General features: G+C 63.4%; 17 protein-coding genes and 1 other RNA gene. 8 read left to right on the top strand and 10 right to left on the bottom strand.

Going from position 1 to position 16,734, the window contains the following annotated elements:
• The first annotated feature begins 13 nt into the window (after positions 1–13).
• Positions 14–604, top strand: a complete 591-nt coding sequence (locus IEW63_RS03455; protein ID WP_188635172.1) for a UPF0149 family protein — start codon at positions 14–16, stop codon at positions 602–604.
• Between the two features lie 157 nt (positions 605–761).
• On the opposite strand, the gene trhO is transcribed toward IEW63_RS03455, so the two are convergent.
• The 3 genes from trhO to IEW63_RS03440 all read right to left on the bottom strand — a co-directional run bounded on the left by trhO (position 762) and on the right by IEW63_RS03440 (position 2,686).
• Entirely contained in the window at positions 762–1,703 is a 942-nt protein-coding gene (gene trhO / locus IEW63_RS03450) for an oxygen-dependent tRNA uridine(34) hydroxylase TrhO (RefSeq protein WP_188635171.1), read from the bottom strand.
• A gap of 102 nt (positions 1,704–1,805) precedes the next feature.
• The gene (locus tag IEW63_RS03445; protein ID WP_188635170.1) at positions 1,806–2,120 is read right to left on the bottom strand and encodes a BolA family protein; all 315 of its coding nucleotides are present in this window, start codon (positions 2,118–2,120) and stop codon (positions 1,806–1,808) included.
• A 47-nt stretch (positions 2,121–2,167) separates the two neighbouring features.
• Positions 2,168–2,686: a DUF2059 domain-containing protein gene (locus IEW63_RS03440; protein WP_188635169.1), complete on the bottom strand. Its 519-nt coding sequence runs from the start codon at positions 2,684–2,686 to the stop codon at positions 2,168–2,170.
• Positions 2,687–2,759: 73 nt separating this feature from the next.
• Between IEW63_RS03440 and fumC the strand changes: the two genes are divergently transcribed.
• Entirely contained in the window at positions 2,760–4,169 is a 1,410-nt protein-coding gene (fumC, locus tag IEW63_RS03435) for a class II fumarate hydratase (protein WP_188635168.1), read from the top strand.
• On the opposite strand, the gene IEW63_RS03430 is transcribed toward fumC, so the two are convergent.
• Complete coding sequence (locus tag IEW63_RS03430; protein WP_188635167.1) at positions 4,160–5,119, bottom strand: DMT family transporter; 960 nt, start codon at positions 5,117–5,119, stop codon at positions 4,160–4,162. The two genes, fumC and IEW63_RS03430, sit on opposite strands and share 10 nt — an antisense overlap.
• A 438-nt stretch (positions 5,120–5,557) precedes the next feature.
• On the opposite strand from IEW63_RS03430, the gene mnmC reads away from it, so the two are divergent.
• A complete protein-coding gene (gene mnmC, locus IEW63_RS03425) occupies positions 5,558–7,552 on the top strand; it encodes a bifunctional tRNA (5-methylaminomethyl-2-thiouridine)(34)-methyltransferase MnmC2/FAD-dependent 5-carboxymethylaminomethyl-2-thiouridine(34) oxidoreductase MnmC1 (RefSeq protein WP_188635166.1) in 1,995 nt (664 codons plus the stop codon).
• Here the strand turns inward: mnmC and IEW63_RS03420 are convergent, their stop codons facing one another.
• Positions 7,553–8,311, bottom strand: coding sequence for a sulfite exporter TauE/SafE family protein (locus IEW63_RS03420; RefSeq protein ID WP_188635551.1), 759 nt, complete (start codon positions 8,309–8,311; stop codon positions 7,553–7,555).
• Between the two features lie 106 nt (positions 8,312–8,417).
• On the opposite strand from IEW63_RS03420, the gene IEW63_RS03415 reads away from it, so the two are divergent.
• Positions 8,418–8,663 (top strand): YheU family protein, encoded by a 246-nt coding sequence (locus IEW63_RS03415; protein ID WP_188635165.1) that lies wholly within the window; start codon positions 8,418–8,420, stop codon positions 8,661–8,663.
• A 107-nt stretch (positions 8,664–8,770) separates the two neighbouring features.
• A complete protein-coding gene (locus IEW63_RS03410) occupies positions 8,771–9,064 on the top strand; it encodes a hypothetical protein (protein WP_188635164.1) in 294 nt (97 codons plus the stop codon).
• Positions 9,065–9,082: 18 nt separating this feature from the next.
• Here IEW63_RS03410 and recR read toward each other — a convergent pair whose 3' ends face one another.
• From recR to ffs, 5 genes are all read right to left on the bottom strand, one after another.
• Positions 9,083–9,682, bottom strand: coding sequence for a recombination mediator RecR (gene recR / locus IEW63_RS03405; RefSeq protein WP_188635163.1), 600 nt, complete (start codon positions 9,680–9,682; stop codon positions 9,083–9,085).
• 16 nt (positions 9,683–9,698) lie between these two features.
• Positions 9,699–10,025 (bottom strand): YbaB/EbfC family nucleoid-associated protein, encoded by a 327-nt coding sequence (locus IEW63_RS03400; RefSeq protein ID WP_188635162.1) that lies wholly within the window; start codon positions 10,023–10,025, stop codon positions 9,699–9,701.
• A gap of 24 nt (positions 10,026–10,049) precedes the next feature.
• Positions 10,050–12,062, bottom strand: a complete 2,013-nt coding sequence (gene dnaX / locus IEW63_RS03395) for a DNA polymerase III subunit gamma/tau (protein ID WP_188635161.1) — start codon at positions 12,060–12,062, stop codon at positions 10,050–10,052.
• Between the two features lie 88 nt (positions 12,063–12,150).
• The gene (locus IEW63_RS03390; RefSeq protein WP_188635160.1) at positions 12,151–13,560 is read right to left on the bottom strand and encodes an alpha/beta fold hydrolase; all 1,410 of its coding nucleotides are present in this window, start codon (positions 13,558–13,560) and stop codon (positions 12,151–12,153) included.
• 243 nt (positions 13,561–13,803) lie between these two features.
• An RNA gene (ffs, locus tag IEW63_RS03385) (signal recognition particle sRNA small type) lies at positions 13,804–13,900 on the bottom strand.
• A 155-nt stretch (positions 13,901–14,055) separates the two neighbouring features.
• On the opposite strand from ffs, the gene IEW63_RS03380 reads away from it, so the two are divergent.
• The 3 genes from IEW63_RS03380 to cueR all read left to right on the top strand — a co-directional run bounded on the left by IEW63_RS03380 (position 14,056) and on the right by cueR (position 16,550).
• On the top strand, positions 14,056–14,286 hold the full coding sequence (locus IEW63_RS03380) for a DUF3820 family protein (RefSeq protein WP_188635159.1): 231 nt from the start codon (positions 14,056–14,058) through the stop codon (positions 14,284–14,286).
• 76 nt (positions 14,287–14,362) lie between these two features.
• On the top strand, positions 14,363–16,099 hold the full coding sequence (locus tag IEW63_RS03375; protein WP_373288200.1) for a potassium/proton antiporter: 1,737 nt from the start codon (positions 14,363–14,365) through the stop codon (positions 16,097–16,099).
• A 58-nt stretch (positions 16,100–16,157) separates the two neighbouring features.
• Positions 16,158–16,550, top strand: a complete 393-nt coding sequence (gene cueR, locus IEW63_RS03370; protein WP_188635157.1) for a Cu(I)-responsive transcriptional regulator — start codon at positions 16,158–16,160, stop codon at positions 16,548–16,550.
• Positions 16,551–16,734: the final 184 nt, after the last annotated feature.

Here is a 16,734-nt window from a genome sequence, read left to right as displayed (position 1 = left end):
GATGAGGTGTGCCATGTCCTTTGCCGACCAGCTCGAGCGCCTGCAGCAGTTCCTTGATGCGGACGATCTTCACGATGAAGCTCTCGATTATCTTGCCGGGCATGGTTACCTGACCGCCCTGTCCATCAGCCCCGTGGAAGTGCCCGAACAGGAGTGGATGTTCGAGCTGTTTGCCGAAGAGCCTAAGTACACGGACGACGCGCAGAAAGCCGATATCGAAACCACCCTGCGCGAGCTCAAGGCGCTGATCGGTCGTATTCTGGCCAGCGACGAGGAGCTGGAACCGCCGTGCGAGCTGACCCTGGGCGATGAGCCCGACCTGTCGGACCTGCGCAGCTGGTGTGTCGGTTTTCTCGAGGGTGTGTTCCTGCGTGAGGAGGACTGGTTCGCCCGTGACGAGGAAACCGTCAGCGAACTGCTGCTGCCAATCATGGTGGGCTCCGGCCTGTTCGAGGACCAGCCCGAATTTGCCGAGATTGCCCAGGACGAGGAAATGGTCCAGGACATGCTCGATCATATCCCCGATGTGCTGACCCAGCTCTACCTGCTGTTCCAGGCCCCCGAGGAACAGCCCCGCCCGGCACTGCTGGATCCCCGTCACTGATATAGACCCGTCAGCATCTGCCATGATGCTGGCTGCCGGATTTGCAGGCGCCCCGCCGGAACGCGCGGGGCGCTGCTAGCCGCGCAAAACCCCAGCACTACGGACACATCGGATCCATCATATGGATCAGGCGCTGGGACATGCGGCAACTCCGGTCTCAGCTGGCGTTGGGGCTGGCCAGCTCGGGTGGCAACCCGATCGGATGCGGCTGGTTGCGCATCTTCGCCAGCTGTATCTGGCGCTGCCGCTCCTCGGCCCGACGGCGGGTTTTCTCCGGCAGGCTATCGTAGCAGTGCGGACAGCTGATGCCCTGCTCATAGAATGGCGATGCCATATCCTCGGCAGACACGGGATGGCGACAGGCGTGACACTGATCGAAGGAGCCCGGCGCCAGGTCATGGCGAACGGTGACCCGGTTATCGAAGACGAAGCATTCACCCTGCCACTTGCTCTCCTCGGCCGGCACGTCCTCGAAATACTTCAGGATACCGCCCTTGAGATGGTAGACCTCTTCGAAGCCCTCCCGGAGCATGAAGCTGGAGGCCTTCTCGCAGCGGATGCCGCCGGTGCAGAACATTGCCACCTTCTTGTGCTTCTGCGGATCGAACTGTTCGCGCACGTACTCGGGGAATTCGCGGAAGGTCCTGGTCTGCGGATCGATCGCACCCTCGAAGGTGCCGATGGAAACCTCGTAATCGTTACGGGTGTCGATCAGCAACACCTCCGGATCGCTGATCAGCGCGTTCCAGTCCTTCGGTTCGACGTAGGTGCCGACCCGCTCGTTGGGACTGACATCCGGAATGCCCATGGTGACGATTTCCTTCTTCAGCTTCACCTTGGTGCGGTAGAAGGGCATCTCGTCGCAGTACGACTCCTTCCAGTCGAGGTCACTGAGACGCTCGTCCCGACGCAGCCACTCCAGCAGCGCACTGGTGCCTTCGCGGCTGCCGGCCACGGTACCGTTGATACCTTCCCGCGCCAGCAACAGTGTGCCCTTGACGCCATGCTCGTTCATGGTATCCAGCAGCGGCTGGCGCAGCGCTTCGAAATCTTCCAGGGTGACGAATTTGTACAGCGCCACCACGACTATGTCGGACATGCAGACCCCTCTACTCCAGTTTGCGCCCGCGTAAAGGGCGTACTTTGAAAGGCGGCGATTCTAACAAAGAATCAGCCGGGTCAGACGACCATCCGGCCATTTTCAGCGATCAGTCTTGCTGCCTCCCATGCAGTCGGGCGAATCGGGAGCGCCACTGCGCGCCTGCCATTCGGCAGGCGAATAGGTATGCAGGGCCAGCGCATGGATCTGCTGCATCAGATCGCCGAGGGTGCGGTACACGGCCTGATGGCGCTTGACGGCATTCAGACCTTCGAACTCCTGACTGACGATCACCAGTTTGAAGTGAGATTCGGAGCCCGGCGGCACGGCGTGCATATGGCTCTCGTTGAGCAGCTCCATGTGCAGCGGTGCGAGGCGCTGCAGCGCCTGTTCCAGGGCGGACTGTGTTGTACCCATGTCATTTCTCCTGAAGACGTTTCCCGGCATTGTACCTGTTTGACCCGCTACTCTCTCCCCGCTGCGCTGCCGGTCTGCCGGGCCTCCACCTCCGCAGCCATCTCGACGACCAGCTGTTCGAGCTGGGGTGCGATCACCTGCTCCACCCGCCGGCGGGCGATACCCATGGAAGCACGCGTCAGCTCGGGCAAGTGCTTCATCAGCTTGCTGCCGGCAGGTGACTGATAGAACACCGCCAGCTCATCGAATTCCTGTTCGCTGAACACCGGCAGATACAGCTCGATCATCTCGTCGCGCATCGCCTTCCAGCTCAGCTGCGCATCCAGCATCACCTTCGCCCGCTCGCGGTACTCCCGCAGAATGGACTCGTATTGCATGGAGCCACCCATCTGGGCAAACCGGGCGGCCAGCACCTGCTCGGCCTGGCGATAGACCGGCGCTGTCATCTCCTCGGCATTGGCCAGTTTCAGAAAGCGCTCGGCAGCGGCGCGGTGGGATTCGGCATCCGCCATGACAGCAGGCGCCAGCAGCAGGCTGCTCAGCACCAGGGCACAGGTCTGTCGCATGGGCAATCGTTCCTGGTTGTCGGAGTATCTATACTGGCAGGCGATCCATCCATTCTCCAGCACAGGGGCAATCATGAGTACGCGCATCGAATCAGACAGCATGGGTAACATCGACGTCCCGGCCGACCGCTACTGGGGCGCACAGACGCAGCGGTCCCTGCAGAACTTCGCCATCGGCCAGGAGCGGATGCCGCTTGCCGTGGTGCACGCCCTGGCGCTGATCAAGAAAGCCGCAGCGCTGACCAACCAGCAGCTGGACAATCTGGACGACGAGCTGGCCGGGTTGATCTGCCGCGCGGCAGATGAGGTCCTGGCCGGCCGGCTGGACGATCACTTCCCACTGTCGGTATGGCAGACCGGCAGTGGCACCCAGAGCAACATGAATATCAACGAGGTGCTGGCCAACCGTGCCAATGAACTGGCCGGCCAACCCCTGGGCGGCAAGAGCCCGGTTCACCCCAACGATCATGTCAACCGTGGGCAGAGCTCGAACGACACCTTCCCCAGCGCCATGCATGTGGCGGCGGCACTGCAGGTCACTGAACAACTGCTCCCCGCTGTGACAGCCCTGCGCGACAGTCTGGATGAGCAGGCCCGCCGCCATGCCGAGCTGATCAAGATCGGCCGCACCCACCTGATGGACGCCACACCCGTGACCTTCGGTCAGGAGCTGTCCGCCTTCGTTGCGCAGCTGGATATGGGCACCCGGGCGCTGGAGCAGTCGCTGCCGCAGGTCCTGGCCCTGGCACAGGGTGGCACTGCGGTGGGCACCGGCCTCAACGCGCCACCTGGCTTCGCCACCCTGTTTGCCGATCAGGTTGCCAGCCTCACGGGCTTGCCTTTTACCAGCGCCCCCAACAAGTTTGCCGCACTTGGTGGCCATGAGCCGCTGGTGCAGCTGCATGGAGCCTGCCGGATGCTCGCTGCCACGCTGATGAAGCTGGCTAACGACCTGCGCCTGCTCGGCAGTGGCCCCAGGGCCGGTCTGGCCGAAATCCGCCTGCCCGCCAACGAGCCGGGCAGTTCGATCATGCCGGGCAAGGTCAACCCGACCCAGTGCGAGGCGCTGTCGATGATCGCCTGCCAGGTGATGGGTAATGATGTAACCCTCAGCATGGCAGCCAGCCAGGGTCAGCTGCAGCTCAACGTATACAAGCCGGTGATCATTCACGCACTGCTGCAGTCCATACAGCTGCTGACCGATGGCTGCGACAGCTTCCGCCGACATTGCGTGGAAGGAATGGACCCGGACACCGGGCGCATGCAGGAACACCTCGACAACAGTCTGATGCTGGTCACCGCGCTGAACCCGGTGGTCGGTTATGACAAGGCAGCCGACATTGCCAAGAAAGCCTATGCCGAGGGCACCTCGCTACGCCAGGCTGCACTGGCGCTGGGTTATCTCGACGAGCAGGCATTCGATCGTGCAGTACAGCCGCGCAAGATGCTGGGTGAGCACTCGCCGCGTGGCGATCAGCGCTGAGCTCGGCGCAGGCGCCGGGTCTTCCATTGGTGTAGCAGCGTCGGCGCCAGGGCAATCAGCGCCGAGCCTGAGACCACCAGCAGCGCGCCGAGGTAGGCGAGGCTGTTGAGCAGTTCAGGCTGGATCATTGCCGGCCACAGGGTCGAGCCCAGCGCCACCAGCGCGAAGGTGAACAGCGGCGTGGTTGCCACCGTCGCGCCGACCCGGGATGCTTCCCAGTGCACCAGCGCCTCGGCAAAGGCCCCGTAGGCGATCAGTGTATTCAGGCAACAGCCCAGCAGCATCCACAGCTGCAGGGCATCGAGCCGGAAAATCTGCTCCGGACTCGCCAGCGGCAGCATCAGCACTGCGCAGGCCAGGTAGATCACCAGCATGATGCTGACCGAAGACCACACCGACAGCAGCTGTTTCTGCGCCAGACCGTACAGCGCCCAGGCAAAGGCAGCCGCCAGGGTAATCAGGATGCCAAGGGTGTACTCGGTGAGCTGGGTGAACAGTTCCTCTAGACGCTGGTTGAAGAACAGGCCGAACCCCGCCACCAGCACCCCCAGGCCCAGCAGTTGCCCGATGGCGAAGCGCTCCTTGAACACCAGCATGCTGCCGATCATCAGCATGATCGGAGCCACCTGGATCATCAGCTGCATGGTGCCCGGTGTCAGCCGGTCCAGCCCCTGCACATAGAGCACATAGTTGAAGCCCAGCCCCAGCACCGCCACCAGCAAGAGAACCCGATTGCCACCAGACAGCACCCGCAGCGAGGGCAGCCTGCCCCTGGCTGCCAGCCAGACGAACAGCACGACCCCGGAGGACAGCATGCGGTACCAGGACACGGTGACCGCATCCATGCTCTCAAGCACCTGTTTGAGCATGATGGGCAATACGCCCCATAACAGGGTAGTGGTCAGCGCCAACAGAAAACCGTACAGCCAGCGGCCGCTCGCGACATGCATGATTTGTTTCTCGGTAAAGGGAGGGAAGACGCCTATTGTAGGCCTGTTCAGCGCTGAGCAATATCAGACATGTAGCCAATTGGTCTAACAGTGCCGCCCCACTTTACTACCCTAGAATAGGAGGCGAGTAGCGCCACACCTTCGCGTTACGTGACTACCGCCTGCGGATACTGTCCGAGCCGTCTACCCGGCACCAGCGGGTCGGGCCTCTTACAAAGGGGCTCGCATAACAACAAAAGGTATTGCCATGAAACTCCTGTCCCGGGGCAGATTGACCAGTGTTGCCCTCATCCTGCTCGCCACCTGGCTGCTGCTCATCCTGCCCAACATGAGCTGAAGCGCCCCGCGCGAAGGCTGCCGCTCACAACCGCAGGAACCCCTCATTCACCCGCTTCACAGGTACAATGATGCGCTTTCTGCACCTGTGCCGGAGATACCGTGAGCACCTCATCACCCCAGGACACTTCCGCCTTCGCCGAGCTGAGCTGGTCAGAGGATGGCCAACCCTTCTCTACCCGCTTCGATGACGTCTATTTTTCCCGCGAATCCGGCCTGGCTGAGACGCGCCACGTCTTCCTCCAGCACAACCAGCTGGATTCGCGGTGGGCTGCACTGCCCCCCGGCGGCAGTTTCTGCATAGGAGAGACCGGGTTCGGTACGGGATTGAATTTTCTCTGCGCCTGGCAGTGGTGGGATCGGCTGGCGCCGGCGGACGCCCGGCTGAGCTATGTCAGCTGTGAAAAATATCCGCTGAGTCGCGAGGACCTGCAGCGCGCCCTCGCCCTGTGGCCGGAACTCGCGCCCTGGGCCGACCAGTTGCTGGCCCAGTACACCGACCTGACTCCCGGCTGGCAGCACTTCAGCCTGGGAGAGGGGCGGGTCACATTGACCCTGCTGATCGGGGATGTGCTCGACACCCTGCCCCAGCTGGATGCTCGTGTAGATGCCTGGTTTCTCGACGGGTTCGCACCGGCACGGAACCCGGACATGTGGCAGCCGGCCCTGTATGACCAGCTTGCACGACTCTGCGCGCCAGACGCCACGCTGGCCACCTTCACCAGCGTCGGTGCGGTACGCCGCGGCCTGCAGGAGGCAGGCTTTGCCATGCACAAGGTCAAGGGATTCGGCCGCAAGCGGGAGATGTTGCGCGGGGAATTTCAGGGCACCCGGCCTGGCGGCTGGGAAGCCCCCTGGTACCAGCGCCCCGCTTCCCCCGGTGGGGAACGCAGCGCACTGGTCATCGGTGCCGGGCTGGCCGGTTGCGCCACTGCCCGCTCGCTGGCCACCCGGGGATGGCAGGTGACCGTACTGGAGCGCCATGGCCACGCCGCTGCGGAGGCGTCAGGCAACGCCCAGGGCATTCTCTACTGCAAGCTGTCGCCGCATCAGACCCTGCTTTCACGCTACGTGCAGGCCAGCTATTGCTACGCCCTGCGAGCACTCCACCAGCTGCTGCCCCAGGGGGACAGCACCTGGCGGGCGTGTGGCGTGCTGCAGTTGAGTACCGATGAGAAGGAACGCGGACGTCAGCTTGCCTTCGCCGGCCAGGGCTATCCTGCCACCTTCCTGCAGGCGGTGGACAGCGATCAGGCCAGCCGCATCGCCGGCGTTCAGGTCGACCGACCCGGCCTGTTCTTTCCGACCGCCGGCTGGGTCAACCCGCCCAGTCTGTGCCACGCCTTGCTGCAACATCCGAACATAACCCTGCTGACCCACAGCGAAGCCCTGACGCTGGAACGACGCGGCGAACGCTGGCATGCCCTGGCTGACGATCAGCAAAGCCTGGCAAGCGCTGCGGTGGCGGTGATCTGCAGCGCCAATGACAGTCGCCGCTTCGCGCAGACCGCCGGCATGCCGCTCAAGCCCATCCGCGGGCAGGTCAGCCAGTTGGCGGCCACTGCTGCCAGCAGCGCCCTGCGTACCGTGCTGTGCGCCGAGGGTTACATCTCCCCTGCCCGGGGCGGCGAGCACCACGTCGGCGCCAGTTTCCGCTTCGACCGCCTGGACAGCGAGCCCAGCGTCGAGGAAAACCGGAGCAATCTGGAGCTGCTCGACAAGCTGTCTGCCGAGCTGGCCGCCGGGCTGCAGCCCGGGCAGCAGGATCCGGCAGCGCTACCGGCTCGCGCAGCGTTGCGCTGCACCACCCCCGACTACCTGCCGTTGATCGGCCCCGTCGCCGATGCACAGGCCTTCGAGCAGGACTACGCAGTGCTGGGCAAGGATGCATCGAAGCAGCCGGACGCTCCTACCCGCTGGTATCCGGGGCTCTACATGAATGCCGGGCACGGGTCCCGTGGCATGGTCAGCTGTCCGCTGAGCGGGGAACTCATTGCGGCCTGGCTGGACAACGAGCCGCTGCCCCTGCCGCGGGATGTCGCCGAAGCGGTGCATCCGGCCCGCTTCATGCTGCGCCGCCTGATCCGCGGCCGCTGATCACCAGCCCATCAGGGTCCTGCCACCGTCATACAGCAGCTTGCAGCCGGTGAGAAACAGGAACACATAGCACAGCTGGTAGATCAGTTCCTGGTTGGTCTTCTGCAGCATCCAGAACCCAAGGCGAATGCCGATCGGCGCCAGCGGCAGCAGCACCAGCGCAGTAAGCAGGTTGCTGGTATCGAACTGCCCCAGCTGGATGTAGAACGGAATCTTGGAGAAATTCACCACTGCGAAGAACACCGCGATGGTACCCATCAGCAGCGTCTTCTCCATTTTCTGCGGCAGCAGGTAGACGTTGATCGGCGGCCCGCCGGCGTGGATGCCGAAACTGGTGAACCCGGCGATCGTGCCCCAGATCCCTCCGCGCCAGCGGCTCACACCCCGTGCCGGCGGCTCGCCCCGGCGCAGCCAGATGTTCAGGGTGAAGCTCAGCGCGATGAGGCCGATCATCACCTGGATGTGCGCATCACTCATCCAGTGGAAGCTGAGCCACGCCAGCACGGTACCGACCAGTGCCGCCGGGATGATGATGCGCAGGTTCGGCTTGCTCCAGCGCCCTCGAAAGGTCCGCAGAGCGACCAGATCCATGGTGCAGAGTATCGGCAGCAGAATGGTCGCCGCCTGCTGGGGCGGCATGACCAGCGACATCAGCGGCACCGAGAGAATCGCGATATTGCCGCCGAAGCCACCCTTGGCGATGCCATACAGCAGCACCGCCGGAATGGCGCAGAGGTAGAAGAACGGATCAGTGATCATGGACACCGCAACAGCCGGAACAGGGACGAAAGTGTATCATTGACCCCGCCGGCGCTGCCTTTGTTCAGCGCCGGTACCCGTCAGGCTGTCATCCGGAAGTGAGAAGATGCTGATACCCCATACCCTGCTCGAACCCGAAACATTCCAGCGTCTGCTGGAGGACTTCGTCACCCGTGATGGCACCGATAACGGTTACGAGGATAGCCTGATACAGCGGGTCGAGCGCCTGCGCCGACAGATTGAACGGGGCGAGGTGCTCATCGTGTTTCACCCCGAAACAGGGGATGCAAGCCTGGCTCACCGCCGGGACGTACCCGCCGACATGCTGCGCGAACTGGAGCAGCGGGATTGACCTGACCTGCTACCAGGTGCCGCAGCCCGCTCTGCGTGCTTGGATGATGCCGGGCAAAGGACTAATATAGATCTCCTGATACCCAAGCGGGTCCTGTGAGGTTACTGATGAAATTGCGCTCCCCCCTGTTGCTGGCTGCCCTGCTGGGCTGCACATCCTCCGTATTCGCGGCCACCGAGACCACCGTGATATGCACACCGGAAGAAGCCCTGAAGAAGGCCGAGGAAACGGCCATCACCATCAACCGCATTGCCGGCGGTGATGCGCAGAAGGCCGCCCGCCTGCACGAGCAACTGGTGGAGTTGCAGCAACGCGACCCGACCCGCAGCGACCATGGCGCCTGTGAGGCCTACGACCGGGTCATCAAGGAACTGGAAAACCGGAACGCCGGGGCTCAGTGAGTCCCGGTTTTTCTTCCATCAGCTGATCAGGGTACGACCGGCCAGGGCGTGTGCCAGGGTACCTCCATCGATGAACTCCAGCTCACCGCCCAGCGGCACGCCGTGGGCGATGCGCGAAACACGGATGCCCAGCGGCCGAAGCAGGCCGGCGATGTAATGGGCCGTAGCCTCCCCCTCCACCGTGGGATTGGTCGCCAGAATCACCTCTGTTACCGCACTGCCCTCCAGTCGCTCGATCAGCGCGGGGACGCCGATCTCGTCCGGTCCCAGCCCGTCGATGGGCGAAAGGTGCCCCTTGAGCACGAAATAGCGACCGCGGAAGCTGCCGGCCATTTCAACCGCCCAGACATCTGCCGGGCTCTGCAGAACGCACAGCAGGCTGTCGTCCCGCCGAGGATCGCTGCACAGCTCGCAAATCTCCGCCTCGCTCAGGGTGCGACAGCGGCTGCAATAACCCACCCCTTCCATGGCCTGCTGCAGCGCCTCGGCCAGCCGCAGACCACCCTGACGGTCCCGCTCAAGCAGACTCAGGGCCATGCGCTGCGCGGTCTTCGGTCCCACACCGGGCAGACCGCGCAGCGCATCTATCAGTTGCCGTATCAGCGGACTGAAACTCATGGAATCAGGTTGCTCCTCAGAACGGCATCTTGAAGCCGTCAGGCAGATTCAGCCCGGCTGTCATGCCGGCCATCTTTTCCTTGCTGTTCTGCTCGATCCGCCGCACTGCATCGTTCACTGCCGCGGCGATCAGGTCCTCGAGCACTTCCTTGTCTTCGCTCAGCAGGCTGTCATCGATATTCACCCGGCGCACGTCGTGGCGACCGGTCATGACCACCGATACCAGGCCGGCGCCGGACTGGCCGGTGACCTCGGCATTGGCCAGCTCTTCCTGCATCTTCTGCATCTTTTCCTGCATCTGCTGGGCCTGTTTCATCAGGCCTGCCATGCCACCTTTCATCATGTCGTCATCCTCACTGGCTGTAGTTCATGCATCTATCGGGCGGATGCTGTCGGCGCAGATCTGCGCCGCAAAGTCGTTGATCAGCGCCTGCACCAGCGGATCTGCCTGGATGCTGGCTTCGGCCTGCTGCTGCCGGGCAATGCGCTGGCGCGCAGCGGCGATAGCCGGGGTTTCCTGGTCCGGTGCCTGAACCTGCACCTCCAGTGTTACCGGAGTTCCTTCCAGTTCGGCAATGGCCTTCTGCAGACGCTGCCGATGATTGTCGTTGTACAGGGCGCTGTGGCCGGGATCCAGATGCAGCCGCCAGACGGCACCGTCGATGGCCACCAGCTGGCAATGGGCGGCAATGCTCGCGGTCAGCCCGGCCACACCGAGTCGGGGGCATATATCCAGCCAGCGCGCGGCCAGCCCGGTAGCCGGAGGCAGGTCGCTCACCTCATCCTCGAGGGTGGTCGCAGCGGCGGGCTCCTCGGCGGGCTGCCAGTCGTCAAGATAGACCGCGGCATCGATATCCTGATCACCGATGTCGTCGTCATCCTGCTCAGAGAATGCGGAGTCAGAGGTCATCGCGTAGCTGTCCCCCGGCGGCGCGTCCTGCAGCCAGGCCGGCGGTTCCTCGTCGGACGCAGGGGCCGGCTCGGTATGTCCGGTGGCCCCGGCGGCCCCGGCGGCTGGTGCCGGCGGGGTCACCTCGGCGGTGCTGGGGGGCGCTTTCGGAGTGGGCTCGACAACCTGTTCGCTGCGGGGTTGCGGCTGCGGTGCAGGCGCAGGCTCAACGGTCCGGGGCGGCGCGGCAACGGGGGCGACCGGCGCTGGTTGCACTGTCGGCCCCGGTGCGCCGGAATCAGCTCTGGGCTGGCTGATCCCCGGTGACTTTCCCGGCCCGGGATCGGCCTTCGGGGCAACAGCCGCCTGCGCGCCCCCGGGTGCAGCCGGACCAGTATGCTCCAGCGTGCCCGGGCGGAACGCCAGCATGCGCAGCAGCGCCATCTCGAAGCCGCCTCGCGGGTCCGGTGCCAGCGGCAGGTCCCGCCTGCCGTGCAGGGCCAGCTGATAGAACAGCTGTACGTCCTCGGCGCTGATGCGCCCCGCCAGGTCCAGTACCCGCTGCTGGTCGCCCAGACTGTTGTCCGCTGCCTCGGGCAGCACCTGGGCAATCGCCACACGCTGCAGGGTGGAGATCAGCTCGGCCAGCACCCCGGCGAAGTCGGCCCCCTGCTCGGCCAGCTCCGCGACGGCGGCCAGCAGCCCGCGGGCATCACCGCTTGCCAACCCTTCCAGCAAGCCGAAGACCTGGCCGTGGTCAATGGTGCCGAGCATGCTGCGGACCTCTGCGGCACGCAGCTGGCCGTTGCCGAAGGCGATCGCCTGATCGGTGAGACTGAGCCCGTCACGCATCGAGCCGTCCGCGGCCCGCCCCAGCAGCCAGAGAGACTCCTCATCGAAAGGTACCTGCTCCTCCCCCAGCACATGCCGCAGATGCTCTACCACCTTCTCCGGCAACATGTTCTTCAGCGAGAACTGCAGGCAACGGGAAAGAATGGTCACCGGCAGTTTCTGCGGATCGGTGGTGGCAAGCAGGAACTTGACGTGGGCAGGCGGCTCTTCCAGGGTCTTGAGCAGGGCATTGAAACTGTGGCTGGAGAGCATGTGCACTTCGTCGATCAGGTAGACCTTGAAGCGTCCACGGGTCGGCGAATACTGCACGTTGTCGAGCAGCTCGCGGGTGTCCTCGACCTTGGTGCGGCTGGCGGCGTCGACCTCGATCAGGTCGACGAAACGGCCTTCGTCGATCTCCCGACAGGCCGAGCAGCTGCCGCAGGGCTCGGAGCTGACTCTCACTTCGCAGTTCAGGCACTTGGCCAGAATGCGGGCGATGGTGGTCTTGCCGACCCCCCGGGTGCCGGTGAACAGATAGGCATGATGCAGCCGATTGTGGTCCAGGGCATTGATCAGCGCCTGCAGCACGTGGGTCTGGCCGACCATTTCACGAAACAGGCGCGGACGCCATTTGCGGGCTAATACCTGGTAACTCATCGAGGGCTGCTATCCGGTGTCATTGACTGGCAGCTACTGTACCTTAAAGGGCCCGGTGAATGCGAGATGCAGACCCGGGCCCGCTCCTTCAGTCCTGCTGATAATCGTTGAATATCAGCGATATGCGATGGCCTGACGACGCCCAGTTCGGCACATTGAGTACCTGCTGCAGGGCGCTGTCGCCCCGGGGCGTGCTGACCACAGAAATCACGCCGTTGGGCGGCGTTGCCGCCGGCATGTAGACATCCACCCCCTCCTGGAACGGCTGGTCGGAGAAATAGGGAAGCGGCAGCCCTGTGGTCAGCAGTGGCGAGGCGCTGTCGTCATGCACGTGGATACCGATGCTGCCGTTGCCCATGGCGGGGCTGATGATATCCACCGCCGCCTGATCGCCCGACCCGCTGTCGGTGGAAATCTCCAGAATGTCGGTATCCGCACCCCGATCACCCCACCATTCCATATCCCGGGTAATCACCAGAGCCGCATGATCATCGCTCACATTGGTATTGAGCTCGATCTCCGAGCCTGCCGGCGAGGTGTTCAGGCGCACGAGATGGCTGTCCCTGATCAGCGGCTGACGGTAGAAATGATGGTCTGCGCGACCGGGACGCAACAGCAGGAACTCGTAGTGGGCGTCGGGATCCAGCCTCGCCGGTCCCCATCGACCGTCACTGCCGATATCGAAAGCGGCAATCGGGTCGCTGTCGAGCCGCGCCCCGGAATCGGCATCCACTTCCCATATCTGCAGCCGGGCACCTGCAGCGCCAGCGTTGGCCGGGAAGTAGACTGCCCGCCCGGAAATGTCCACTTCACCGCGCTGGGCCAGGATCCTGACCCGCTCGGGCTCGGTGCCGGTAAGGAACTCGAACTGGGCCGCGAAGGATGCCTCTGAGGTCGCCACCTGCACGTGGGTCTCGTCAGGCAGATGGGTGTTGACCGTGCCCATCCTGCTCGCCTCATTGACGAAGATGCCCATGCAGTTGGAATCGCCGGGGCAGCTCTCCGCCGTCAGCCCATCAATGGCGATATAGCCCGCGACCTTGGCCGCCCGCTCCGGGGCGGAGAGGTAGTGGCCGCACACCCTGGTGCCCAGGGAATGACAGGCGAGATAGACCTGTTCGGCGTCCAGTTCTTCCATCGCATCGTCGATGAAGGCGTCCAGCTCGGGGCTGAGTTCGCCATTGGCGGCTTGCCCTATTGCAGGCAGCCCCGCTGTGCTGTACTCGAAGGCCAGGATGTGGTCATCAGGGTAACCGTTGCTGGCAAAGCGCATGGCCTGGGTCTGGTACTGGGAAGCCGAGCCGGCGAGGCCATGGACGAATATCAGCGGGCGGATGCGCTCCTCGGGAATGTCGGGCATATCAGGCCCGGGCAGCAGTCCCCTGCCGGAGCTGGACCCCGATCCATCGAAACAGCCACTCAGCAGAACGGCTGCGCCCAGAATGGCAACCACGGCGCCGCGCCTGCACAGCCGGCGCATGATGTCGGTGCGTTTCATCGAATTTGTCCTTTGTTGTTGTTATTCACGGGCTGGCTCATCCAGCCATCCAAGTCTGGATCAGGTATCAGCATTGATCAATTGACCCATCCGTGTCAGGACGGACAGAAGCGGGGGGCCGTATCAGCGGACCGAGCAGGGGCGGCCAGGCGAACAGCAGCCGATACATCCGGCCCGATTCGGGCAGGGGCAATGCAGCGTGGTATGAAAAGGGGGAAGTTGCGAAGAGGTCATGGGTGGCAACCCTGCCAGCCACACCCCGGCACACGATGTCACCGCTGCGGCTGCTCCCTTCCGGGCCTGACCGGGTTCACGGCTGATCGTTGCGAGGGGACCGACAGGGTCACCATGACAAACCCTGCATGACAGGGCCGCGCTATTGTAACGGCTTGCGCACAAGTTACAAGCCATTCATTCCGCAGAACGTTCATCTGACCGCTCTGGCACGCCGGTAAAGGCTATAATACGTCCCAGTCCATTGCCGGAGCCCTCCCCATGAAACCTGAAGACCTGCAGCTGCTGGTCACCCGCGAAATGCCCTTCGGCAAGTACAAGGGCCGGCTGATTGCCGATCTGCCTGGTCATTACCTCAACTGGTTCGCACGGGAGGGCTTCCCGAAGGGAGAAATCGGCCGCTTGCTTCAGCTGATGCAGGAAATCGACCATAACGGCCTCTCCCCCCTGCTTGCTCCATTGCGGGTCCGCATGCCCTCACAGCCACGCTGAACCGTCCCGCATCCAGCTGGAGGTGGTAGGATTCGGCTTCCTTGAAAACGCTGCGGGCCCCTGACTGATGGAAGTAATGAATACCCTGTTTGTGATATGCGCTGGATTGCTGGCTGTCAGCATTCTGGCGAGCTCCATGTCATCACGACTGGGTATTCCGCTGCTGCTGATGTTTCTCGTGATCGGTATGCTCGCGGGGGAAGAAGGCCCCGGCGGCATTGCTTTCGACAGCGTGGATACAGTTTACGTCATCGGCAGCCTGGCCCTGGCTATCATCCTGCTGGACGGCGGCATGCGGACCCGCGCAGAGAATTTCAAGGTGGCGTTATGGCCGTCACTGTCGCTGGCCAGCTTCGGTGTCCTGTTCAGCGCCCTGCTCACCGGTCTAGCCGCCGCCTGGCTGCTGGATCTGCACTGGTTACAGGGTTTGCTGCTCGGGTCGATTGTCGGCTCCACCGATGCTGCAGCCGTCTTTTCACTGTTGCAGGGCAAGGGGCTCAACCTGAAGCGCCGGGTCAGCGCCACCCTGGAAATCGAGTCAGCTTCGAACGACCCCATGGCGATCTTCCTGACCATCACTCTGGTGGAGATGCTGGTCAGCGGCCAGACCTCCTTCACCTGGTCGTTCCTGACCATGCTGCTCCAGCAGTTCGGTATTGGTGCCGTCTGTGGGGTGGCGGGCGGTTTTTTCCTGACCTGGCTGGTCAACCGGGTGAGTCTCGACACAGGGCTCTATCCTCTGCTCATTACCAGCGGCGCCATTCTGGTTTTTGCGGTCGCCAACATCGTCGGCGGCAGTGGCTTCCTGGCGATTTTCATCACCGGGCTGGTACTCGGCAACATGCGTCTGCGCAGTCTGCAGAATATTCTGCACATGCAGGATGGCATGGCCTGGCTCAGTCAGATCGGTCTGTTCCTCATGCTCGGTCTGCTGGTCACCCCATCGCAAATGCTCGAGCTGGCGTTACCCGCGCTGGCTATCGCCTTCTTCCTGATTCTTGTAGCGCGGCCCGTCGCAGTTCTCCTCTGTCTGGCTCCCTTCACCTTCTCCTGGCGGGAGCGGGTGTTCATCAGCTGGGTGGGGTTGCGCGGGGCGGTGCCGGTCATGCTGGCGATATTCCCTCTGGTGGCCGGACTGGACCAGGCACAACTGCTGTTCAACGTGGCCTTCGTCGTGGTGCTGGTTTCACTGTTGCTGCAGGGCGCCAGCCTGCCCATGGCCGCAAGGCTGTGTCGGATGGAAATTCCGCCAATCCCCGAACCGCTGCACCGCACCAGTCTGGACGTGGTGGTGGAAAGCGATTACGAGCTGATTGTGTACCAGCTCAGCGACACCAACTGGTGTGTGGGCGTGCAGTTGCGTGATCTGCAGATGCCCAGGGATACCCGCATCGCCGCCGTGTTTCGCGGCCGCAAGCTGCTGCACCCTTCGGGCAGCACACGACTGGAGCTGAACGACGTACTGTGCGTCATCGGCCATGCCAGGGATCTGCCGGCATTGTCCAGGCTGTTCAGCATCTCCACGACGCAACGACACCTTAACAACCGCCAGTTCTTCGGGGAATTCATTCTGGAGGGCTCCGCCCAGCTGGGCGAGGTCGCCCGCTTCTATGGTTTTGATACGCCCGATGACATGGCAGGCATGACCCTGGCGGAATTTTTCATCAAGCAGTTTGGCGGCTACCCTGATATAGGTGATCAGACCGAATGGCAAGGCCTGACCTGGGTGGTCGCCGACATCGAGGATGGTTGGATTCAGAAGATCGGTCTGAGGCTGAACCGGCAGACCGATGGCTCGGCAACGCGCAGATGAGGTGGGAGCGTTCAGCTGCGTCAGACGGTCAGGCCAATCGTGATAACGGAGTGCAGGCATGAATATCAGCCAGGCCGCCAGGGCCAGCGGCCTCACGCCGCGCATGATCAGACATTACGAGAAGATTGGCCTGTTGCCCGGCACGCTGCGAACTGCGGCAGGCTATCGGCTGTTCAACGAGCAGGACCTGCATACCCTGCGCTTCATCCAGCGGGCCCGCGGGCTTGGCTTTTCCATCGAGCAGATTAGGCAACTACTGGCTCTATGGCAGGACCGCGAGCGCAGCAGCGCGGTGGTCAAGCAGCTGGCCCGCCAGCATCTGAAAGAGCTGGAAGACAAGATTACCGGGCTGCAGGCGATGCACGCCAGCCTGTCGGAACTGGCCAGCTGCTGCCTCGGCGATGACCGCCCGGACTGCCCCATCCTGGAGCGCCTGGCCGACAATCATTGAACACTCCCGCAGAAGCCCCGCCCTCTCATCGGCAGGCGCCCGGGCCCGTGGCGATCGGGCGGCGACAGCAGCCCCGTTGGAAGGATGCGGCGTCTGTCGGGCGCGCCGGGCGCGCCATCGCGGCGAGGTCGCCGCTCCTACAAAAACGGAACATTCTCTCGCCCGTAGGAGCCCCGACCCCGGG

It is taken from the genome of Halopseudomonas pertucinogena (assembly GCF_014646575.1).
GTDB classification, from domain to species: Bacteria; Pseudomonadota; Gammaproteobacteria; order Pseudomonadales; family Pseudomonadaceae; genus Halopseudomonas; species Halopseudomonas pertucinogena.
Note: the sequence above shows the minus strand (reverse complement) of the source record. Positions and strands in the feature narration are given on the sequence as shown.

Excerpts from the sequence above, each read along its gene's own strand:
- IEW63_RS03440 (WP_188635169.1), bottom strand. The coding sequence starts at position 2,686 with ATGCGACAGACCTGTGCCCTGGTGCTGAGCAGCCTGCTGCTGGCGCCT.
- IEW63_RS03415 (WP_188635165.1), top strand. The coding sequence starts at position 8,418 with ATGCTGATACCCCATACCCTGCTCGAACCCGAAACATTCCAGCGTCTG.
- cueR (WP_188635157.1), top strand. The coding sequence starts at position 16,158 with ATGAATATCAGCCAGGCCGCCAGGGCCAGCGGCCTCACGCCGCGCATG.
- IEW63_RS03420 (WP_188635551.1), bottom strand. The coding sequence starts at position 8,311 with ATGATCACTGATCCGTTCTTCTACCTCTGCGCCATTCCGGCGGTGCTG.
- fumC (WP_188635168.1), top strand. The coding sequence starts at position 2,760 with ATGAGTACGCGCATCGAATCAGACAGCATGGGTAACATCGACGTCCCG.
- recR (WP_188635163.1), bottom strand. The coding sequence starts at position 9,682 with ATGAGTTTCAGTCCGCTGATACGGCAACTGATAGATGCGCTGCGCGGT.
- IEW63_RS03430 (WP_188635167.1), bottom strand. The coding sequence starts at position 5,119 with ATGCATGTCGCGAGCGGCCGCTGGCTGTACGGTTTTCTGTTGGCGCTG.
- IEW63_RS03380 (WP_188635159.1), top strand. The coding sequence starts at position 14,056 with ATGAAACCTGAAGACCTGCAGCTGCTGGTCACCCGCGAAATGCCCTTC.
- IEW63_RS03375 (WP_373288200.1), top strand. The coding sequence starts at position 14,363 with ATGAATACCCTGTTTGTGATATGCGCTGGATTGCTGGCTGTCAGCATT.
- IEW63_RS03455 (WP_188635172.1), top strand. The coding sequence starts at position 14 with ATGTCCTTTGCCGACCAGCTCGAGCGCCTGCAGCAGTTCCTTGATGCG.
- dnaX (WP_188635161.1), bottom strand. The coding sequence starts at position 12,062 with ATGAGTTACCAGGTATTAGCCCGCAAATGGCGTCCGCGCCTGTTTCGT.
- IEW63_RS03400 (WP_188635162.1), bottom strand. The coding sequence starts at position 10,025 with ATGATGAAAGGTGGCATGGCAGGCCTGATGAAACAGGCCCAGCAGATG.
- IEW63_RS03390 (WP_188635160.1), bottom strand. The coding sequence starts at position 13,560 with ATGAAACGCACCGACATCATGCGCCGGCTGTGCAGGCGCGGCGCCGTG.
- IEW63_RS03445 (WP_188635170.1), bottom strand. The coding sequence starts at position 2,120 with ATGGGTACAACACAGTCCGCCCTGGAACAGGCGCTGCAGCGCCTCGCA.
- trhO (WP_188635171.1), bottom strand. The coding sequence starts at position 1,703 with ATGTCCGACATAGTCGTGGTGGCGCTGTACAAATTCGTCACCCTGGAA.
- IEW63_RS03410 (WP_188635164.1), top strand. The coding sequence starts at position 8,771 with ATGAAATTGCGCTCCCCCCTGTTGCTGGCTGCCCTGCTGGGCTGCACA.